Here is an 18,743-nt window from a genome sequence, read left to right on the forward strand (position 1 = left end):
ACTTGTCGTCAAAATCGGTGTTGCAAAAACGGGAGTGACCATAGATTCCGTTTTCCAAGCGGACCCCATGTATGACTGCGGGCACTGCTTGCCAGAGCCGTTCCCGGATGAACTGGCGGATGAATTCAGATTAGTGAATTCGATGAATTCGGTTTTTTTTAGAATTATCGGTAAACCAATGAGTCGCGATATTTCCCCTGCTAATGAGTTCTTCTGAAGGCGCCATCAAACCTGTCGAGGTTTAGATACCTTGAACCGGCATAGAGGCGCGGCCGCTAGCCTAAACTGGATTTATTCCGTTCGGTGGCACCGTAGCCCGGTGAAGCCGGTAAAGGAGCAGGGTGATGCTGCCAACTTACTGATTTAGTGTATGATGGTGTTTTTGAGGTGCTCCAGTGGCTTCTGTTTCTATCAGCTGTCCCTCCTGTTCAGCTACTGACGGGGTGGTGCGTAACGGCAAAAGCACTGCCGGACATCAGCGCTATCTCTGCTCTCACTGCCGTAAAACATGGCAACTGCAGTTCACTTACACCGCTTCTCAACCCGGTACGCACCAGAAAATCATTGATATGGCCATGAATGGCGTCGGATGTCGCGCCAGTGCACGCATTATGGGCGTTGGCCTCAACACGGTTTTACGTCACTTAAAAAACTCAGGCCGCAGTCGGTAACCTCGCGCATACAACCGGGCAGTGATGTGATTGTCTGCGCTGAAATGGACGAACAGTGGGGCTACGTCGGTGCTAAATCACGTCAGCGCTGGCTGTTTTACGCGTATGACAGGATACGGAGGACGGTTGTGGCGCACGTCTTCGGTGAACGCACTCTGGCCACACTGGAGCGTCTTCTGAGCCTGCTGTCGGCCTTTGAGGTCGTGGTATGGATGACGGATGGCTGGCCGCTGTATGAATCCCGCCTGAAGGGAAAGCTGCACGTAATCAGCAAGCGTTACACTCAGCGAATTGAGCGGCATAACCTGAATCTGAGACAACATCTGGCAAGGCTGGGACGGAAGTCACTGTCGTTCTCAAAATCGGTGGAGCTGCATGACAAGGTCATCGGGCATTATCTGGGGTCGTCTCAGAAAACGGAAAATAAAGCACGCTAAGCCGGTGGCAGCGGTCGCAATGGCCTAAACTTCCCCGCACCGACCTTGGCGCTGCTGCGCCATAGGTAATCGCCGGTCAGGTTGATGTGCTCCCACCCCAGCGGCGACAGATATTGCAACAATGTGTCGTCCAGCGCCGTGCCGTTGCCACGCAAAGCACTGGTGGCACGCTCCAGATATACGGGGTTTGAGGTCCAATGATGTAAAAAACCACGATAAGAAGATAACCTGCTGTTTTTATTTAAAAAAAGCAGAAACCTTTCTGTTGTTAATGTTTTTTAATTTTTCCCCTTGAAAAATAAAGGATTGCCCCACTATCATGGTCGAATAAATAACTAATTTGTGCGGATTTAGGAGGCCGCTTGGAAAAGGGAAAAGATCCTACGCCAAGGCTTTTTTAGCAGAAAGGTGTCAGTAACTACCTGAATTAACCCTGCTACGCCGTTTTTGCGTAAGAAACCGAACGTTTTCATACCGTTGGCCTTCAAACCACTATGGAAAAAATAAAAGGGTGATGTGATTGAGTAAAAAAAAATTAAGTTTGTTGTGCTTTGTGGTTATGGGTTTCGGGAAAAAAACTGATTTCCGGTCAGGTAAGCTCTTAAACCTAGATGCCACGTACAATGAGATAATAAAACCAGCGGCAGAAGAACTAGGCATCAAGTGTGTCAGGGCTGACGAAATAATGCAGTCTGGGATTATTGATGTGGAAATGTATAAATTGCTACTTTCTGCTGATATTGTTGTTGCAGATATATCAACAAGTAACGCAAATGCTATATATGAACTAGGCGTAAGGCACGCACTAAAAAAAGGAACGACCATCATAATGTCTGAAAAGTCGGCAGTGCTACACTTCGACTTAAATCACATTGCAACCTTACAGTATGAACATCTTGGTGATGATATCGGTTGTTCCGAAGCGAGAAGAATAAAAGGGCAGCTGAAATCATTAATGGAGTCGGCATTAAATGAAACACGTATAGATAGCCCAGTCTATACTTACCTGCCAGATTTAAACACTCCGACACTAACGGCACAAGAAATAAAAGAAATCGTAAAGGATTCAGATGAAGCAGAAAAGGAATGGGGATATATTTTTAATAGCGCAGAAGAAAAGTTGAAGTTTGGGGATTTTTCAAATGCAAAGGAACTCTATCAAAAAGCGCTAGAAATAAGACCTAGAGATGAATACTTAATTCAAAGACTAACACTCTGTACATACAAGGAAAAAATAGAATCAAAAAGCAGAGTGATGAGTTGTATGGATGCAATGGTTATTTTATCAGACTTATCTCCTGAAACCAGTAACGACCCAGAAACAACAGGAATGGCGGGTGCCATAAATAAATACATATGGATGGACACTAAAGATATCACGTTCCTAAACAAAGCAATTTCATTCTATAACCGTGGATATACAATAAAAAAAGATTACTATAACGGTGAAAATTTAGCGCTTTGCTACTTTGAGAAGTCTAAACAGCTAAAGAATACAGAAACTGCAAATGATAAAGACATCGTATTTAATGAGATTCTTGCAGAAAAAACGTTCAAGTCCGTACTTGAAATCACTGAGGGGATCATAGAGTCAACTAACTTCAATGAACGAAGTGATGTAAAATGGGTTTACGCAACAGCAGCAAAGTCAGCATCATATCTAGAGTTAAAAGAAAAAGAGGATTTATACAGTAGTAAGTTTAAATCACTCTGCGACAACTCATGGGATTTTAATACATTTGAAGAAAACAAAATAAAGAAGGATTGATGAAGTGAGTAAAACATACAGCATTTTTATTAGCCATTGTTGGGATTACAATGATTCGTTGATAAATCTAAAGAATTTATTAAACAAGGAAGATGGGCTTGTGGCATCTTATGAAGAAGTAACTGTAGATGCGCCTATAAACTCAGAAGATGAAAAATACATCAAGCGAGTACTGAAGGCGAGAATATCCGCATCAGATGTGTTTATTGTTGTAGCAGGAATGTACACAGCACATAGTGATTGGATGAAATGGGAAATTGAAACAGCAGTTGCTAATAACATACCAGTTATTGGGATTAAACCGCATGGTTCACAACGAACGCCTCAAGTTGTCACAGACAATGCGAAAATTATTGTTGGATGGTATACACCATCAATTATATCAGCCATCAAAGACTGCTAATTAACATAAGGCAAGGGCTTATACCTCTTGCTTTACTTCTGCTTATATTTATAATTTCCCATGGTTTATCTTCTGCCAAGCTACCAACTCGCCTCTTCTTTCCGAGGTTTGAGGTCCAATGATGAAAAAAATACGACAATAAGATAACTTATTGTTTTTACAGCATTAAGTAGAGAAACCTTTTTGTTGTTATTGTTTTCTTTAACTTTTACCCTTGAAAACCAAAGGATTGCCCCCACTATCATGGTCGAATAAATAACTAATTTGTGGGGATTTATGGCAAGAGACCTAAATATTTTTATTAGTCATTCGTGGGGGAGTCACGACGAATTACTAAGATTGCGTAACCTACTAAATTCAAGACCCTATTTTAGGGCCGAGTTTTCAGAAGTTAGCAAAGATGTCCCAATTAATTCAATTAATGCTGATTACATCAAAAGAGTTCTTGGCGAAAAAATTCGTAACAGCAATGTGCTACTTGCCATTGCAGGAATCTATGCAAGTCATAGTACCTGGATGGAGTGGGAAATGGACACAGCTATTAGAAATGGAATTCCTGTTATTGGCGTTATTCCCCACGGAGCTTCGAGAGTTTCTCAGATTGTAGCTAATAGATCTGTCGAACAGGTTAGATGGAGTACAGAAAGCATTGTTGATGCCATTCGTCGACACGCTAGATAATTTTAAAGGGAGCTTTAACGCTCCCTTTATCATATTCAATTTATGCAACTCGTCTTGCTTGCCATTGTGTATGTTCACGTGAGAAAGCGGTTTCAGCATCTCGAATGAAATCTAAAAAATCTTTTTCACCAGAAATATAATACGATTGTTCTTTTACCAGCCCAATTTCATGTGCTGTAAGGGCATATGATGCTGAAAGCTCATTGTATTTCTTAATTTGCACCCAGCCAATCAGAGCAGAAATGATGGTTGTAATCAGTTCTGTTGGTAGCGATGCGGCTTGGACCAGATCTTCGGCAAGGAGTGCCGTCATAGTAAGAGATAGAATATAGAAAATCAGTATAGCTACAGCCCATGCTCTCCCTAATCTTTTGTTGAATACCGATTTTTTTGCATACCATGTTCGTTGTTCTTCAATCCGTTGTTCCACATATAAATCTCTTCTTTGCTCATAATTCATTTCTCTAATGCTTTTTAAACAAATACTAAACGTATCCCCTTCAAGGTTTTTTAGCGTTTCTGTCTTAATAGCATACTTGCTATCTTTAATAATATTCCTTATGTAACCAATATATTGCTTAGCATCATTTATCTCTTCAGAGCCATTAAATGGTTCCGCTTTCATTGCGAATTTCCATGTTGTTGTCTTTATTGATTCGGTAACCGCTCTATATTTGTACCATTTTTGTTCGAAGTTTATAATGTTCCTGACAAGTAATAACATTATTAGCAGAACAAATAACACTAAATTTACACTGTATTTTTCCATGTAAGATAGAGAGCTATTTACAGCGATAAATATCAATAATGCATATTCTGCCCTTATGCCATTTAAGAAATATTTTTGGTTTTTTGCTGAACGCTCATTTGTAATTTCATATAAATGAGGGTAATCAATCTTCATGATTTATGTCCATTAGTTATGCAAGGCAAGTGTGTTTTTTTAGTCTAAAATAAGTCGCCCGGGAAATTCCGGTTCTTTCCATGACAAAGCTTACAGACTGGTTCTGATGGATTAATTCCCGTGCAATTTCAGATTTTTTATGTGGTTTACGACCAAATTTAACGCCCGCAGCCATAGCTGCAATTCTGCCATCGTTGGTACGTTCCAGAATACGTTCACGTTCCGCTTCTGCTACAGCGGCCAAAATTTGGATCACCATTTTTCCCATAGTGCCTTCCGTACTTAGCCCATTCTCCAGAAAACGAATGGCAATCCCCTTTTTATAACACGCATCCACAATGTGGATCATGTCTGCGGTATTGCGACCAAGCCGGTCCATCTTTGTACAAATGATGATGTCGTCTTTTTCCGCACGGGCAAGCAGCCGTTGTAAGCCTTCACGTTCGTCCGTAGCTCCTGACATTATATCAGTAAAAATTCTGTCATCTCTGACACCGACAGATTTCAGCTCCGTGATCTGCACAGTTAGCTTCTGATGGCTGGTTGATACTCTTGCATATCCCAGTAATGCCATATTAGTCTCACAAATCGATATTGATACTGAGTAGTATCATAAGGCATAAATCATGATTTTTGATACTCACGTTTAATATCATTTTCAGTAGTCTCACAAATTATAATATCTGAGACTGTCAAAAATAGAGCAGATCGCCAGTTTACGAAAGGATACGCAATGAGTGATGACTTTCTGACCAGAGAACAGACAGAAAACTACGGTCGCTATGTGGCAGAGCCAAATGAGGTTCAACTGGCCCGATATTTTCATCTGGATGAGCGTGACCTTGCTTTTATTAATCAGCGACGGGGAAAACATAACCGTCTGGGGGTTTGAGGGCCAATGGAACGAAAACGTACGCTAAGAAGGTAATTCATTGTTTAAATTAAAATTTAAGGCACTGTTGCAAAGTTAGCGATGAGGCAGCCTTTTGTCTTATTCAAAGGCCTTACATTTCAAAAACTCTGCTTACCAGGCGCATTTCGCCCAGGGGATCACCATAATAAAATGCTGAGGCCTGGCCTTTGCGTAGTGCACGCATCACCTCAATACCTTTGATGGTGGCGTAAGCCGTCTTCATGGATTTAAATCCCAGCGTGGCGCCGATTATCCGTTTCAGTTTGCCATGATCGCATTCAATCACGTTGTTCCGGTACTTAATCTGTCGGTGTTCAACGTCAGACGGGCACCGGCCTTCGCGTTTGAGCAGAGCAAGCGCGCGACCATAGGCGGGCGCTTTATCCGTGTTGATGAATCGCGGGATCTGCCACTTCTTCACGTTGTTGAGGATTTTACCCAGAAACCGGTATGCAGCTTTGCTGTTACGACGGGAGGAGAGATAAAAATCGACAGTGCGGCCCCGGCTGTCGACGGCCCGGTACAGATACGCCCAGCGGCCATTGACCTTCACGTAGGTTTCATCCATGTGCCACGGGCAAAGATCGGAAGGGTTACGCCAGTACCAGCGCAGCCGTTTTTCCATTTCAGGCGCATAACGCTGAACCCAGCGGTAAATCGTGGAGTGATCGACATTCACTCCGCGTTCAGCCAGCATCTCCTGCAGCTCACGGTAACTGATGCCGTATTTGCAGTACCAGCGTACGGCCCACAGAATGATGTCACGCTGAAAATGCCGGCCTTTGAATGGGTTCATGTGCAGCTCCATCAGCAAAAAGGGATGATAAGTTTATCACCACCGACTATTTGCAACAGTGCCTCACGCCCGCGGTCGCCAGTGCACCACCGACCAGGACTGCCAGAAGTACCCGTGGCAGGCGGATATTGAGCCAGATATCGAGATATTGCGCATCTTGCAAAGAAGCGAAGGTAATTTTGAGCGCGCCCTGGCTGGCACCTACCAGCACGAGCGTTGCCAGCATCAACAGCAGGCCGATAAAAACGCTGAAGGAAGAGAGGGAATCCTTGAACACGCAAATCTCCAAAACATCGTAGCGGCGCCGTTTGCCAGCGCCGCGTGGGGATCAGGCCGGTTTTAGCTCAGGCTCAACCAGGCTGTAAATCTGCTGATGAAGCGACGGTGCGTTTGCCAGCGTCTGAATGTGTGCTGCAACGTCCGCTCGCTGCACAAAACCGTGCACTTCCTGATGCTGAATGCGCTGTGCTTTTCCGGTGGCTTCGCCGCTCAGCAATCCTCCTGGACGCAGGATTGCGTAATCCAGGCTGCTGGTTTGCAGCCAGCTTTCCGCCAGTGATTTCTCTCTGACGGCCTGGCCAAAGGCGGCTTTTGCGCGCGCTGACAGAAACGGCCAGCTGTCGCCGCAGCCTAATGAGGTGACGAGGATCATGCGGCGGATACCCGCTTTTTCTGCTTCATCAATCACCGTGCGGTGCGCCAGATAATCCTGTGCGCCGCCCATGCTGGAGATAACGATAGCCTCAGTACCGGCCGCCCGGCAGGCCTGGGCGACGACGTGGCTTTCGCAGGCGTCACCGATAAAAACATCAACGCTTTTGGCCTTCAGACGTGCGGCTGCTTCTGGGGTACGTACCAGCGCCACCACTGGACGATTTTCCGCCAGCGCCAGCTCAACCGTCAGCGCGCCGACCCCTTTGCCACCTGCGCCAAAAATCAACCACGGGCTCATCAGGCGTCCCCTTTCAGCACGGCCGCCAGCGTGCGGAAGGCATCAACCTGCTCGCCCAGCAGTTGACGGTGGTCATCGCGACCGAGGAAGATTTTAAACATCGCGCTCCCGGCGGCGTTAAAGAACAGGATGGAGGCCGTATCCATCGCCATAAATTTGCGCTCTACCAACGCGATGTGGGTGCAGTTTTCCGCTTTAATGTGCCCGGTCATGCCTTTTTTACCGCGCAGGTTAAAGTAACCGTGGCGGTGGAAACCGGACGGTAGTTCGCCGGTAAATTCCAGAATCACGTCAGCGGAATGAACCAGTGTCGTCACTTTGCCCCACTCGCAAACGGTATCCCAGACGGTATCGAATTTGTCGCCCGTCACAAGCGTATGGGAAGGTAGGTTTTTGACCACCTCCAGAAGCGTGGTGTTGTACTGCCCGGCGATAGCTTCCAGCGTGCCGTCCGGCTCAGTTTTTAATAATTCGACTAAAGAAACGTTGCTCATCATGAACTCCTGTTATGGGGTTTCTACCGCAATGCGCGGCGCGTTAAGCTCCTGAATAAGATCATCAAGAGACTGTAAAATGTTACTGGCCCAGAAGCGGCCTTCATTGGTCAGACGCAGGCAGGTGGAGTTGTCCAGCGTCAAACCGGCCTGGTGCCACTGTGCCAGCAGCGGCGCGAGTCTGGCGGCATGTGGCGTTAACGTATCCAGCGGTACGCGAGCGGTTTCCACCCCGGCCTGCAAAGTGTGGCGCCACTGGAAGCTACCGCCTGCGGTGCGCATCATCATCATCAGCGGTTTTTGTCCGTCGGCGATGGATTGGTGCCATTTTTCAAGATTGCGCTCCACCATCCAGGAATAGCCGTTGATTGAGCCACCGGCCCCCGAGCCAAGTGCCAGACAATCAGCGCCTTGTTTAATGAGTAAATTGTAGAGGTTGCGCTCGCGAGTCGTGCGCGCCCAGTGGCTGTTGCTAATGCAGCGCCAGCCCGCTTGATCCATAAAATCACACCCCTGGAGATACAAGTCTCGTCGCTCAGCGGGTTGCGGCACGGCGGTCCGTCCATTTTCAACAGCTTTACCCAGCGGTGTGTTGGGCAGCAGGTTGAGGGCATAAAGATCAACGCCATCAAGTCCGATATCGCGGGCAATCGCCAGATCCTCGCCCCACAGTTTGGCGTCCTGACCCGGCAGGCCGAACAGCAGATCGCAGACCACGGCGGCGCGATCCCGACGCACCAGCCCTTCCATAAAGGCGATAGCGGTGGGGCCATCGGAGGTGCGGGCCATCTTTTTGCGGATTTTGCTGTTAAAAGACTGAATGCCAATGGAGAAGCGGTTGGCTCCGGCGTCCAGACAGGCGTCGATACGCGCGTTGTCGAAATTCAGTACCCGGCCTTCGATGGTGATTTCACAGTCTGGGGCCAGCGGCAGACGTTCGCGCAAAGTGGTAATGATCCGCGCCAGACAGCGAGCGCTGAGGGCCGATGGCGTACCGCCACCAAAGTAGACGGCATGAATCGGCGCGGACTGATGCAGTACGCTGTCAGCTTCCATCTCAATTTCACGCAGCAGCGCGTCGGTGTAGCGCTCACAGTGATCTTCTTCGTAACGGTTCTGGTAGAAACCGCAGAACGTGCAGTGGGTCGCACAAAAAGGAATATGCAGATACAGCAGACGTTTACGCGGTGGCGTGGTCTGGCTGAGAACCTCCTGCCAGGTTTGTGCCAGCTGTTCTTTAGCAATCGGGATAGTGCCGCGCCAGGGCATCGTGGCCCGGCGATCCTTAAAGGGCTGACCGCCTTCCAGGGCAAAGTGAGGCGTTAAATCCAGTTCGTTTGTCGTAGTGTATATCACGGGTATATCAACGTCCTTTAGTGTGGCCAGAACTGGCGGTGCAGTGTTTCAACGGCGTCGGCGACGCGTGGTCCCATTCCCAGGATCAGTGCCTGATCGATAATGACGATCCGCTGATTTTTCCATGCGGCGGTGTGGGTGATCCCCGCAATCGTGTTCAGGCGGTTGAGATCGCCGTCGATCATTTGCGAAGTGACGATAATGACTTCCGGGTTGGCAGCAATCAGGGCTTCTGCGCTATAGCTGCGGTACTGTGGGTGCTTTGCGACGTTTTGCGCCCCGGCAAGCGTCATCACGGCGTCGGCAACGCTGCCTTTCCCTGCGACCTGCGGTGCACTGCCACCTGCACTTAAGATAAACAACGCTTTTATCGGTGCTGGTTTACTGGCGCTGCTTTGTGCAACCTTGGCCAGGCGTTGGCGAAGATCGTTTACCAGCACTTTTCCCTGTTTTTCTGCGCTGAGACTTTCTGCTAGCGTATCAATATTGGCGTACATCTGATCGACGGTAGCCGGGATGCGAGGCAGGGTAACCACGTTCACTTTCTGCGCCCGAAGTTGGTCAAATACCAGCTGTGGCCCGGCATCCTGCCAGGTGATAAAGCTGTCCGGACGCAGCGATAAAATGCCTTCGCTGCTGAGCTGTTTCCAGTAGCCGACATGCGGCAATGCGGTCGTTTCCGGTGGGTATGAGGTGGTTTCATCCACGCCCACCACGCGGTTACCCGCGCCCATGGCATAGATCAATTCGGTAAGCGAACCGCCGGCAACCACTATTCTCTGTGAAGCCTGCACGTTGAATGCGCAGACCAGCGCCAGTAATCCGAGAGCCAGTTTTTTCATCATCAGAAGTTCCACGCAAAGCCGATTGCTGCGTTAAAACCTGCTGCAGGAATGGATTCATGCGCCGTGCGATAACGTTTGTCGGTGAGGTTGTTGAGGGCCAGATTGACTTGATATTGGTCGTTCGCCCCGAATTCGGTATTCACCGCCAGATTTAGCGTCGCCCAGCCCGGCGAGCGAATTTCTTTTGTACCCGTGTCATCTTTGGCGCTGGAGGCCGCGCGGATGTAGACGTCAGAAGTCACGTTAGCGATGTTTAGCATCAGCGTGTGCTTGAGGCCTACGCGACCGTTAACGCTGGGTTCACCGGTGTTGGTAGTTTTCAGCGTTTGGCCTTCATACTGGCGACGGATCAGGTTGCCGCTGATGTACGGTGACACGGCCCAGCCGTTGTACTCTGCGCTCAGCTCCATCCCCCAGGTCTTGGCGCGGTCGATATTGTCGTAGTAGTAATATCCTCCGCGGGAGGAGGTGCTGTTACCGTTGCACAGCGTCTGGCCTGAGCAGGCGAGGCTGGCGATGTAGTCTTTGGCTTCTGAGTAATAGACTGCGCCATCAACCATCCACAAATTGCCGTTGTAACGGGCGCCCAGCTCGTAGTTGTTGGAGTGTTCGGCTTTGAGGTCCGGGTTACCATAGGTGGTGCCGCCGCCCGCTGCAGTTTGTATAAACAGTTGGCTGAGCGTTGGGAAGACGTAACCTTGAGCAAAGGCAGCACGCAGTTCTACGTTGTCAAAACCGGCGTAGCGCAGGCTGGTGGCGGTGACCAGTTCATTATCATGTGCTGATTGTTCAGCGAGTGAGGTATCGGTGGTGATGCCTCTGGTGGTGGATTGTGCATCGCCGCGCGTGAGCTTTGATGACAGCCAGTACTGGCGAGCCCCCAGCGTCCACGTCCAGTTGTCGGCAAAGCGCCAGTCATTTTGGGCAAACAGCGAGGTATTGCTTTGTTCAGACTCATTGTAAGCTCGGGTACGCGTTTCGACGTTTACCAGGCCGGTGAGTGATTTCTGGCTGGTGAAGCCGTTTGAAGTCTGGGATACCCGATCGCGTTGGTACTGCGCGCCCAGCACGAGGTCGTTATTGGCGGGCAGGGAGAAATTACTCTGTAACGTTACACCCTGAGTGTACTGCTTATCATGCGTCTGGGTCTGGTTATGTACCGTCAACGCCTGGATCATCGGGCTTGGGATAATTTGGGTGGTGGCGACTTCGTTTTCGAACTTCCGGTCGATAGTTTGTTCGTAGGCGTCGATATGGATTTTTTTCAGGTAATCGCCGTCGACATCAACGTCGTAAAACAGACCGATCTTCTCACGCTCAAGTTTTGGGATCTTTACGCTAAAGGCATCGTATTTACCGTCTGGATCTTCAAAATAGGTTTGCGTGCTGAGCTTATAGCGGTCCAGCGACAGGCCAAAATGCTGGTTATCTAGGTTGTAACCTAGCCAGACGCCCTGACCATTATTACGGAAGTTTGTATTGGGTAAACGACCATCCGGAGTATCGCGATCGCCCTGATCGGAATAGCTGCCGTTAATGCGGTAATCAAATTGCCCGATGCTGCCCCACGCTGCGGCTGACTCTTCCCAGCCTGCATTGGCTGAGTTATAGACCGCTTTTACCGTCCCGGCCAGTGGCTTATCACCGCCTTTTTTGGTGATAAAGTTCACCACGCCGCCGATAGCCTGCGAGCCGTAAAGCACGGAGTACGGCCCTTTTACGACCTCAATACGTTCAAGTGATGATTCATCAATTAGCAGCCCGCCGCCATAGTTTTGCCCAGCGCGCTGGTAGGTAACCTCCTGCCCGTCGATAAGAATCAGTACGCGGGATGAAGCTTCGCCGCGGATGCGGATCTGTTTACGACCTGCCAGCGCATTGTCGGTCACTTCCACACCCGGAATGTCCTGAAGGTCATCAGCAATAGAGGTGTTAGTGGAGTTTTTAAGCGTCTGCTGGTCGATAACCTGTATGGTTGCCGGGCTTTCCCAAAGGCTGCTCTCTGAGCGGCTGGCGGTAACCACAAGGGTTTCATCTTTCTGTGAAGCGGAAGCCGTGGCGGCGCAAACGGCACCAGAGATAAACAGTGGCAGGGCGGAGAGTACCAACGACCCCCGGGTAATGGTGTGCTGCATCGTTAACCCCATGAATAATTATTTAATGATAATGATAATGAGAATCAATATCACCGAGGTTCTCATGTGGTGTTGTTAAGCGTCTACCAAAGAAGGTATAAAACAAATGCATCTTTGATTTGTGTCAATTTATGACTGAGGTTGAGTAGTGAATTGTGACGTCGATCACTTTAATTCTGATGGTAATTAGAGGGTTATAGCGGAAATTTTATTTAAGGAAGGAAGTTATTACGAAAGGTGAAACGCAGTTCCCGGATATCAGTACCCGGGATCGCTACAGGTTAAGCATTCATTAGTCTTCGGTTAACCACATTTCTGCTTCTTCAAACATCTCCTGAATGGCGCGGCTAATTTGCTCTTTCTCATGCTTGCTGGCATCGGTGTTGATACTCGGTAGCGTCATCATCGGCTTCACGCGTACTTCAGCATCAGGAAAGATGCGATGAACCCGTTTGGTTAATTCATTCAGAATGATCTCTTTTGCGCCTGGAAGACCTTCAAAATTACGTTTGTCATAAACGAGCTCGACGAACATGTTGCTATCATCCTTAAGTTAAGTAGTCTGGGGGTATTTATACTGTGTTTTTATCCAGTGTCAAGTGTGGTGGGGTGATACGGTGTAAGTGTTTTTGCTGTTTTCACTGCTGGGCAGTCAGGTGCGGTAAGAGTTGAAAGAGATTTTTGAGAGGGGGTGCGGTAAGTTACGGGTACAAAAAGGCCCACAGGCTTACGTCGTGCGGGCTTTCAGGACTTCGTATCAGGCTCTGGTGACCATCAACAAAGGATTTTGGTGGGCTGGGGAGGTTTGACCCCCCGTCTGAATGATTTTAACTATTTGTTTTTATTGAAATCATGCTGAATCATAAGATCCACGTAGCTTTTGTAGACTTCTTCGTGTCCAGCCATTTGATATAGGTGTAAACCTTAACACATAGTTAGATTCAATATCTGTGCTATGATAACAATAATGACACTCAATACTAGAGGCCTACTTATTTGTTGTGGTTACCATCATTGTCCTGAAACTCTAAAATAAGTGTCGGGCCATTTATTTTCGTACTACCAAACATTCCATTTTATATCATTGCGAAACTGATGTTTTCAATTACTGTAACAATGGTGTTGTGTGATTCTAATAAAGCATTCTGAGTCTTTGAATTATAGGGTAATACAAAATATATATCATGATTCATGGTGACGCAAAAATACTGAAGATGTTTTTTGTTTATTTTGAATTTATATTCATTGTGATTTCATTCAAAAGCGAAACTATCGTCGGGTTTTCAATGTTTCTCTTGGAAAAATGGCTGAAAGTGTTTTAGTCCTTTGCAAACATCATATTCCCAGTGGTGCTTGAGTGAAACCGCCGTGCCCAAACCTATATTGTTAAGCTCTATGCGTATTCTCTCTTCTATGCATGGTACCTTAAAATCAAATTTAGTTAAGTTATTAGCCGACGTTTGAGTGCAATAATATTTTATTATCAATATGGTTTTTTATTAAATAATGCGTTGAAAAATAGTTAACCATATGGCATATAATGCGGCAATGGCTGAAATGAAAGTGCCAAACGAGGATGCATAGCTGAGGATTTTATCAAGCATATTGATGGTCACTTATTAAGTTCCCGCTCTGAAGTTAGAACGGGAATTATTAATTATTTAGCGTGGCTATGCAGGCTATTTACAGCGGTTGAGTTGTCATCTTCTTTAAGATATCTTCCGTAATGCCTAAATAGCATTTCAGGCCCCCATATGACCCATTTGGGCCGCTAGCCAGAACAGGTTAACTCGTTGACTGATTATATGCCTTCAGTTTTTCCCGACCACTTTTGCTGGCATCGCTATTTAAAATGTTCGCCGGCATTGGCTCCACTATCACTTCGGTATCAGGGAAGATCCGGCGTACCCGTTTCGTCAACTCGCCAGATATAACATCTCAGGTCCCTGCCAAACCATCAACATTATGCTTGTCATAAATCAATTCAACGAACATAAAACCTCTCCGGGAAATTACTGTAATTGTAATCATCATCAGGCCGAGTAGAGTGCTCATGGGGTTCTAAGTAAGAGTAAATATGAGATTTTTTTCGTTATCTTAACTGAAAAAAGTGTTTTTTCATTAGATAGAATAGGGAGTTCTCCTTTATCTGATCTTTTCTTTAATCGACTAACGAATAGCCTGTTGAAAATTTTTAATTTATCTTTTCTGGTGTGAGACATTAACCAAGAGCCGGAGAAGTGATGTATGGAATAATTTTTTTTATTATCAACCTTCTCGCAAAAGTAATTTGATGGGAAAATAATTTCTTTTTCTCGTAGGTGAATTGTGTTGTCTGATGAAAATGGTTGGGATATATTGAATTCCTTGACAAGGAATTCGGTGATTAGCAGTGTGTTTGGTGTGAGATTAAATTTATTTTTAATTATGAATTTTTTATTTTTATATGTATCCAGTAAATCTTTTATAATGCTATTTTCTTTAGAGGCACCCATTACCGCTGATGTAATAGGGAGAGTTTTGCCATTAAATACTTCATGGCAACTAAAAAAATTGAGTGATAGCAGGTTATCAAACTCTTTTGTTACCTCGACATCTGTATCCAGATAGATACCGCCGTGATGGTATAAAGCGTAGAGCCTTATATAGTCGGAGACAAAAGCCCATTTTTCATTTTTATACGCTTCGATCGCATAAGTGTTTTTAATAAAGTCCATACATTCATTCCCCCATTCTATAATTTCATAATCGGGGAGGAATTTTTTCCATGTAGCGATGCACTCTAAAACAAATGGGGGTTTAGTTTTATTACCGACCCAAATATAGTGAATCTTTTTAGGTATCAAGAAAAACCTCTTCATTGCCATCAATAACAGTTATGAAAATATTATCACTAACCGTACTTTTGTGCAGGTATTTTCCTTCCTGCCTTGGGTTGTTGACTCACCTGCACACATTGATAGGCGAGGTGATCATCTCTGAAATCATCAGCGCAAACCTTCTCCGCTCGCGCAGAATGAGCGTTATTACGGAAATAGTGTATCGGTAAAGCTACTGACACCTACGCAAGATAGCAGGGATATTATAGCGGCGGCTGTACGCTGTCTTGACGCCATTTGGGAGGATGGGCATCGTTATCAAAAGGCTGGTGTAATGCTTGGCGACTTCTATAGCCAGGGCGTAGCGCAGCTAATCTTTTTTGATGGTCACGCTCCGCAGAAAAATAGTGAAAAGTTGATGGAAGTTCTGGAACATCTCAATAATAAGGCTGGACGAGGTACATTGTCCTTCGCGCGGCAGGGTATTCAGCAACAGTGGCAGATGAAGAGAGAAATGTGTTCACCCCGGTACACGACGAGATTGAGTGACTTATTGCAGGTGAAGTGAAACAAAAAAGCCCGCATCAGCGGGCTTTTTTGTCATTCAGGAGCCACGGCTCCTTTACGTATTCTTTTTTGTCCCCTCACCGTCTGGTCGGTGCCCTGCTGAGACTGCTAACTTCCTGTTATTGCTAGTGCTGTCCTAGCACTGTCCAATCATGAGCTGGGGGAATCTGAATAAATTATACATCTAACTAAAATTAAAAGACTTTTTCTAATTCAGATTTCAGGTGTGTACTTAAACGTGTACCAATTATGGAATGTCACAAAAAATCTGTCTTCCTTTGATTGTTGTTTATTAATCATTTGGAGCAACGTTAGACATTATTCCTACACCATAAAAATCTTTTTTTGCGTTTAACTGTTCACACTGTTCATCTTGATATCTTCCATTATTAAATCAATGGGTTAAATGATGATGAGTTGGTGAATAGTGAACAGATGACTCTTCACTTTAATGCTTTTTGTTCGCGTTGAATGAGCCGGATCAGGCAACTAGGGGGGCAAAAAGTTTTTTTAGGTTTTACTGTTCACTCTGTTCACCTTCCATTTTTATATAATATTTTCATGATGTTAACTGATGAATAGACGGTGAAGGGTGAACAGTCGATTGTTCACCTCGCGGGACAGTTAGACATAAAAAGACCGGCTGTTGCCGGTCTGAGGTGGGTTATGTCGCTGCGGATTCATCGCATTTCGGCAGCCAGTCGCCGTTGCTGTCCTCCTTGAGCGTCAGGTTTGTCTGCGTCCCTTGTTTGGTGTGCCGCTTCTCGTAGTTCATCCCGTACTCTTTCAGCATCATCGGCAGCCCCAGCCCGAACATTTTCAGGCTCAGTACATGCTTGTACCCGTTCGCCTCCATATACACCAGATAGGCGTGATAGAGATAGTTACGTGGCTGTCGCGGGATGATATTGGCATTCCCCATAAACATTCCGTTCGTCTGCGGCAGCGCTTTCAGATAGCCGCAAAAATCAAACGTCGGATCAGCGTCGCGCTTGATACTGAGCGCCTCGTCGGAGTTTTGCTGTGACTGGAGCAGGGAGCGCGCCGTCATCGGGTCGCTGAACTGCTGCATAAGCTGGCGCACGATGACGGCCAGCTCGCGCGCAATTTTGTCCTTAAGCTGCGGGTCACGCTCCTCAGGGGCAATTTGCTCCGGGAAGTGGATTATCACCCGGCGACGGGATACGCCGCCGCTGCGGTCGGTAAAGCGCATCGGGTTATTGTTCACGGCCAGAATCACCGCCGGGATATAAGCCGAATAGGCGTCGCGGTATTTCGGGTCGACTGACACGGCATCGCCGCCGGTGATGGCTTTAAGTCCCGCGCCGTCACCGCTCCATTTCTCCTGGTCAGGCAGGCGTATCAACGAGAAGCCAATCAGCGCCGCGCGTTCACGTGGTGATTCCAGCGTCTCAATGGTCGCCGACGTAGCGTTATCCTCCCCGGCGAGCAGGGTCGCAATTTCAGCCAGGATACTTTTTCCGCTCCCTCCGGGGCCAGTCACTTCGAGAAAGAGCTGCCAGTCGTAGCGGTTCGCCAGCACCATAAACAGCGCGGCGAGTATCACATTACGCTTTTCAGCGTTGCCGCTGGCTGCACGGTCGAGCCAGCGCCAGAAGCTTGGCGCGTGGGTTTCCAGCGTTTCGCCCTCTACCGGCGGGGTAAAATCCACGTCACACAGGGTGCGCAGCCAGTGCGATTTGCTGTGCGGGCTGAACTTGCCGGTCACGGTATCGAGTACGCCATTGCGAAAACCAATCAGACGACGCGCCGGGGCGGCCTGCTGCGGGATAATCAGTTTCAGGGTGTCGACCACCGAGGCAATTCGCCCTGACGAGAACGGGGCGCGCAGACGCTGGAATAGTCCGGCCACGTCGCGTGCAAAGTCCGACGGTGGAATGATTTTCCATGTCCCGGCTTCATAGCGTGAGAGGAGCTGGCCGTTCGCATCCACGGCCAGCGCTTCGCCGTAATGCTCATGCACCCGCATCGCCTTTTCACTGGTACTCATGGCGGTAAATTCCGCTTCGCTCATGGTGTCGAAAGGGCTTTGTGCTGCTGGCCTGATGGCACTGTAAATCGCTTTGCGCGTGGCGTCCTCACCTTCCAGCGAAAACGCATCATTCCAGTCACCGAATACCGGCGGGAGGGCAACCGTGCCCTCACAGGCCTGTGCGGCCGTTTCGGCTTTGGTCTGGCCGTTCCCACTGAGGTCGCGGTCGGCGGCGAGGATAATCTGGCAGGCCGGGTGTTTCTGATGGGCAAGGCTCGCCAGAGAAAGGAGGTTCACGGACGAGAGCGCCACCATGACGGTTTCGCCGGTCAGGTGATGCACGGTGAGCGCGGTCGCATAGCCCTCCGCTATCCACAGCCGCTTTCCCGCCTCTTTTTTTCCCTCGATAAGATGATACGCCCCTTTCACCGCTCCGCCTTTCAGGGTGCGTTTGAGGCCGTCAGAATTAATAAGCTGAACGTTAACCACCGCGCCGGTATCGTCCTGCAGCGGCACGATCACATCACCGGCGCGGTACGTCACGCCGCCGGTTTTGTGCGTGGTGGTCAGCGTCAGGCATTCGAGCGCAGGAAAGCCCTTGCGGGTCAGGTAGGCGTTGCCGGTGGCCGGTCGGGTTTTCTCCATGAGCTTTACGGCCAGCGCGGCAGCCGCTTTGCGGTCGGCATCGGTTTCAGCCTCTGCGGTAGCAATCACTTCCGGGGCAACCGGTGGCAGGTTGCCGGTCACGGCGTTCACCTTCCCGGCAGCCCCTAACGGAGTCACTCCAAACACTTTCTCAACCAGTTTCAGACCGTCCCCCGCGCCGCACTGGTTACAAAACCACGTCCCGCGCCCCTCTTTATCATCGAAGCGAAAGCGGTCTGAGCCGCCACACACCGGGCAGGACTGATGCCGGTTTTTAATGACCTTCACACCCAGCACCGGGAGAATGCGCGACCAGTGGCCACATGCCAGTTTTACTGTATCTGTTACGTTCAATTTCATTGTT

At 47.9% G+C, this 18,743-nt stretch carries 15 protein-coding genes and 6 pseudogenes; 6 read left to right on the forward strand and 15 right to left on the reverse strand.

Annotation, left to right across the window (positions count from 1 at the left end):
- The first annotated feature begins 395 nt into the window (after positions 1-395).
- Positions 396-1,108, forward strand: a protein-coding gene (locus tag U0026_RS06105) for an IS1-like element IS1X2 family transposase (protein ID WP_241973949.1) whose coding sequence is annotated in 2 segments (ribosomal slippage) — positions 396-645 and positions 645-1,108 — 714 coding nt in all. Because the reading frame shifts where the segments join, the coding sequence is not laid out codon by codon here.
- On the opposite strand, the pseudogene U0026_RS06110 reads toward U0026_RS06105, so the two are convergent.
- A pseudogene (locus U0026_RS06110) lies at positions 1,105-1,296 on the reverse strand (Tn3 family transposase); the annotation flags it as partial. The gene U0026_RS06105 and the pseudogene U0026_RS06110 overlap by 4 nt on opposite strands.
- A 371-nt stretch (positions 1,297-1,667) precedes the next feature.
- Here U0026_RS06110 and U0026_RS06115 point away from each other — a divergent pair.
- The 3 genes from U0026_RS06115 to U0026_RS06125 all read left to right on the forward strand — a co-directional run bounded on the left by U0026_RS06115 (position 1,668) and on the right by U0026_RS06125 (position 3,960).
- Positions 1,668-2,876 carry a TRAFs-binding domain-containing protein gene (locus tag U0026_RS06115; protein WP_045284274.1) on the forward strand — a complete coding sequence of 403 codons (1,209 nt, stop codon included), beginning with the start codon at positions 1,668-1,670 and terminating at the stop codon, positions 2,874-2,876.
- A gap of 4 nt (positions 2,877-2,880) precedes the next feature.
- Positions 2,881-3,279 (forward strand): TIR domain-containing protein, encoded by a 399-nt coding sequence (locus U0026_RS06120; protein ID WP_043495620.1) that lies wholly within the window; start codon positions 2,881-2,883, stop codon positions 3,277-3,279.
- 276 nt (positions 3,280-3,555) lie between these two features.
- Positions 3,556-3,960, forward strand: a complete 405-nt coding sequence (locus tag U0026_RS06125; protein WP_043495618.1) for a TIR domain-containing protein — start codon at positions 3,556-3,558, stop codon at positions 3,958-3,960.
- Between the two features lie 40 nt (positions 3,961-4,000).
- On the opposite strand, the gene U0026_RS06130 is transcribed toward U0026_RS06125, so the two are convergent.
- Together U0026_RS06130 and U0026_RS06135 are read right to left on the reverse strand one after the other, a co-directional pair.
- Complete coding sequence (locus tag U0026_RS06130; RefSeq protein WP_043495617.1) at positions 4,001-4,864, reverse strand: DUF4231 domain-containing protein; 864 nt, start codon at positions 4,862-4,864, stop codon at positions 4,001-4,003.
- Positions 4,865-4,880: 16 nt separating this feature from the next.
- Positions 4,881-5,438: a recombinase family protein gene (locus U0026_RS06135; protein ID WP_040115241.1), complete on the reverse strand. Its 558-nt coding sequence runs from the start codon at positions 5,436-5,438 to the stop codon at positions 4,881-4,883.
- Between the two features lie 159 nt (positions 5,439-5,597).
- Here U0026_RS06135 and U0026_RS06140 point away from each other — a divergent pair.
- Positions 5,598-5,753, forward strand: a pseudogene (locus U0026_RS06140) (DUF4158 domain-containing protein); the annotation flags it as partial.
- Between the two features lie 115 nt (positions 5,754-5,868).
- Here U0026_RS06140 and U0026_RS06145 read toward each other — a convergent pair.
- The 11 genes and pseudogenes from U0026_RS06145 to U0026_RS06195 form a co-directional block, all read right to left on the reverse strand.
- Positions 5,869-6,573, reverse strand: a complete 705-nt coding sequence (locus U0026_RS06145) for an IS6-like element IS26 family transposase (RefSeq protein ID WP_001067855.1) — start codon at positions 6,571-6,573, stop codon at positions 5,869-5,871.
- Between the two features lie 64 nt (positions 6,574-6,637).
- Positions 6,638-6,850 (reverse strand): annotated as a pseudogene (locus U0026_RS06150) (iron chelate uptake ABC transporter family permease subunit); the annotation flags it as partial.
- A 51-nt stretch (positions 6,851-6,901) separates the two neighbouring features.
- A complete protein-coding gene (locus tag U0026_RS06155) occupies positions 6,902-7,525 on the reverse strand; it encodes an SDR family oxidoreductase (protein ID WP_062779772.1) in 624 nt (207 codons plus the stop codon).
- On the reverse strand, positions 7,525-8,019 hold the full coding sequence (gene hutX, locus U0026_RS06160) for a heme utilization cystosolic carrier protein HutX (RefSeq protein WP_062779771.1): 495 nt from the start codon (positions 8,017-8,019) through the stop codon (positions 7,525-7,527). The genes U0026_RS06155 and hutX overlap by 1 nt, the downstream gene beginning before the upstream one ends.
- A gap of 12 nt (positions 8,020-8,031) precedes the next feature.
- Positions 8,032-9,372, reverse strand: coding sequence for a heme anaerobic degradation radical SAM methyltransferase ChuW/HutW (gene hutW / locus U0026_RS06165; RefSeq protein ID WP_062779776.1), 1,341 nt, complete (start codon positions 9,370-9,372; stop codon positions 8,032-8,034).
- A 20-nt stretch (positions 9,373-9,392) separates the two neighbouring features.
- A complete protein-coding gene (locus U0026_RS06170) occupies positions 9,393-10,217 on the reverse strand; it encodes a heme/hemin ABC transporter substrate-binding protein (RefSeq protein WP_062779774.1) in 825 nt (274 codons plus the stop codon).
- A 2-nt stretch (positions 10,218-10,219) separates the two neighbouring features.
- Complete coding sequence (locus U0026_RS06175; protein WP_062779769.1) at positions 10,220-12,355, reverse strand: TonB-dependent receptor plug domain-containing protein; 2,136 nt, start codon at positions 12,353-12,355, stop codon at positions 10,220-10,222.
- Between the two features lie 292 nt (positions 12,356-12,647).
- Positions 12,648-12,890: a DinI family protein gene (locus tag U0026_RS06180; protein ID WP_062779767.1), complete on the reverse strand. Its 243-nt coding sequence runs from the start codon at positions 12,888-12,890 to the stop codon at positions 12,648-12,650.
- Positions 12,891-14,012: 1,122 nt separating this feature from the next.
- Positions 14,013-14,157: pseudogene (locus U0026_RS06185) on the reverse strand (integrase); the annotation flags it as partial.
- Positions 14,141-14,350, reverse strand: a pseudogene (locus tag U0026_RS06190) (DinI-like family protein). The pseudogenes U0026_RS06185 and U0026_RS06190, both read right to left, overlap by 17 nt.
- A gap of 56 nt (positions 14,351-14,406) precedes the next feature.
- Positions 14,407-15,222 carry a glycosyltransferase family 32 protein gene (locus tag U0026_RS06195; RefSeq protein ID WP_327030504.1) on the reverse strand — a complete coding sequence of 272 codons (816 nt, stop codon included), beginning with the start codon at positions 15,220-15,222 and terminating at the stop codon, positions 14,407-14,409.
- A gap of 127 nt (positions 15,223-15,349) precedes the next feature.
- Between U0026_RS06195 and U0026_RS06200 the strand changes: the two are divergent.
- Positions 15,350-15,742: pseudogene (locus U0026_RS06200) on the forward strand (DUF4113 domain-containing protein); the annotation flags it as partial.
- A gap of 663 nt (positions 15,743-16,405) precedes the next feature.
- On the opposite strand, the gene U0026_RS06205 reads toward U0026_RS06200, so the two are convergent.
- Positions 16,406-18,739: a phage/plasmid primase, P4 family gene (locus U0026_RS06205; protein WP_126440632.1), complete on the reverse strand. Its 2,334-nt coding sequence runs from the start codon at positions 18,737-18,739 to the stop codon at positions 16,406-16,408.
- Between the last annotated feature and the right edge of the window lie 4 nt (positions 18,740-18,743).

Origin of the sequence: Kluyvera intermedia (assembly GCF_034424175.1) — a bacterium.
GTDB lineage: Bacteria > Pseudomonadota > Gammaproteobacteria > Enterobacterales > Enterobacteriaceae > Kluyvera > Kluyvera intermedia.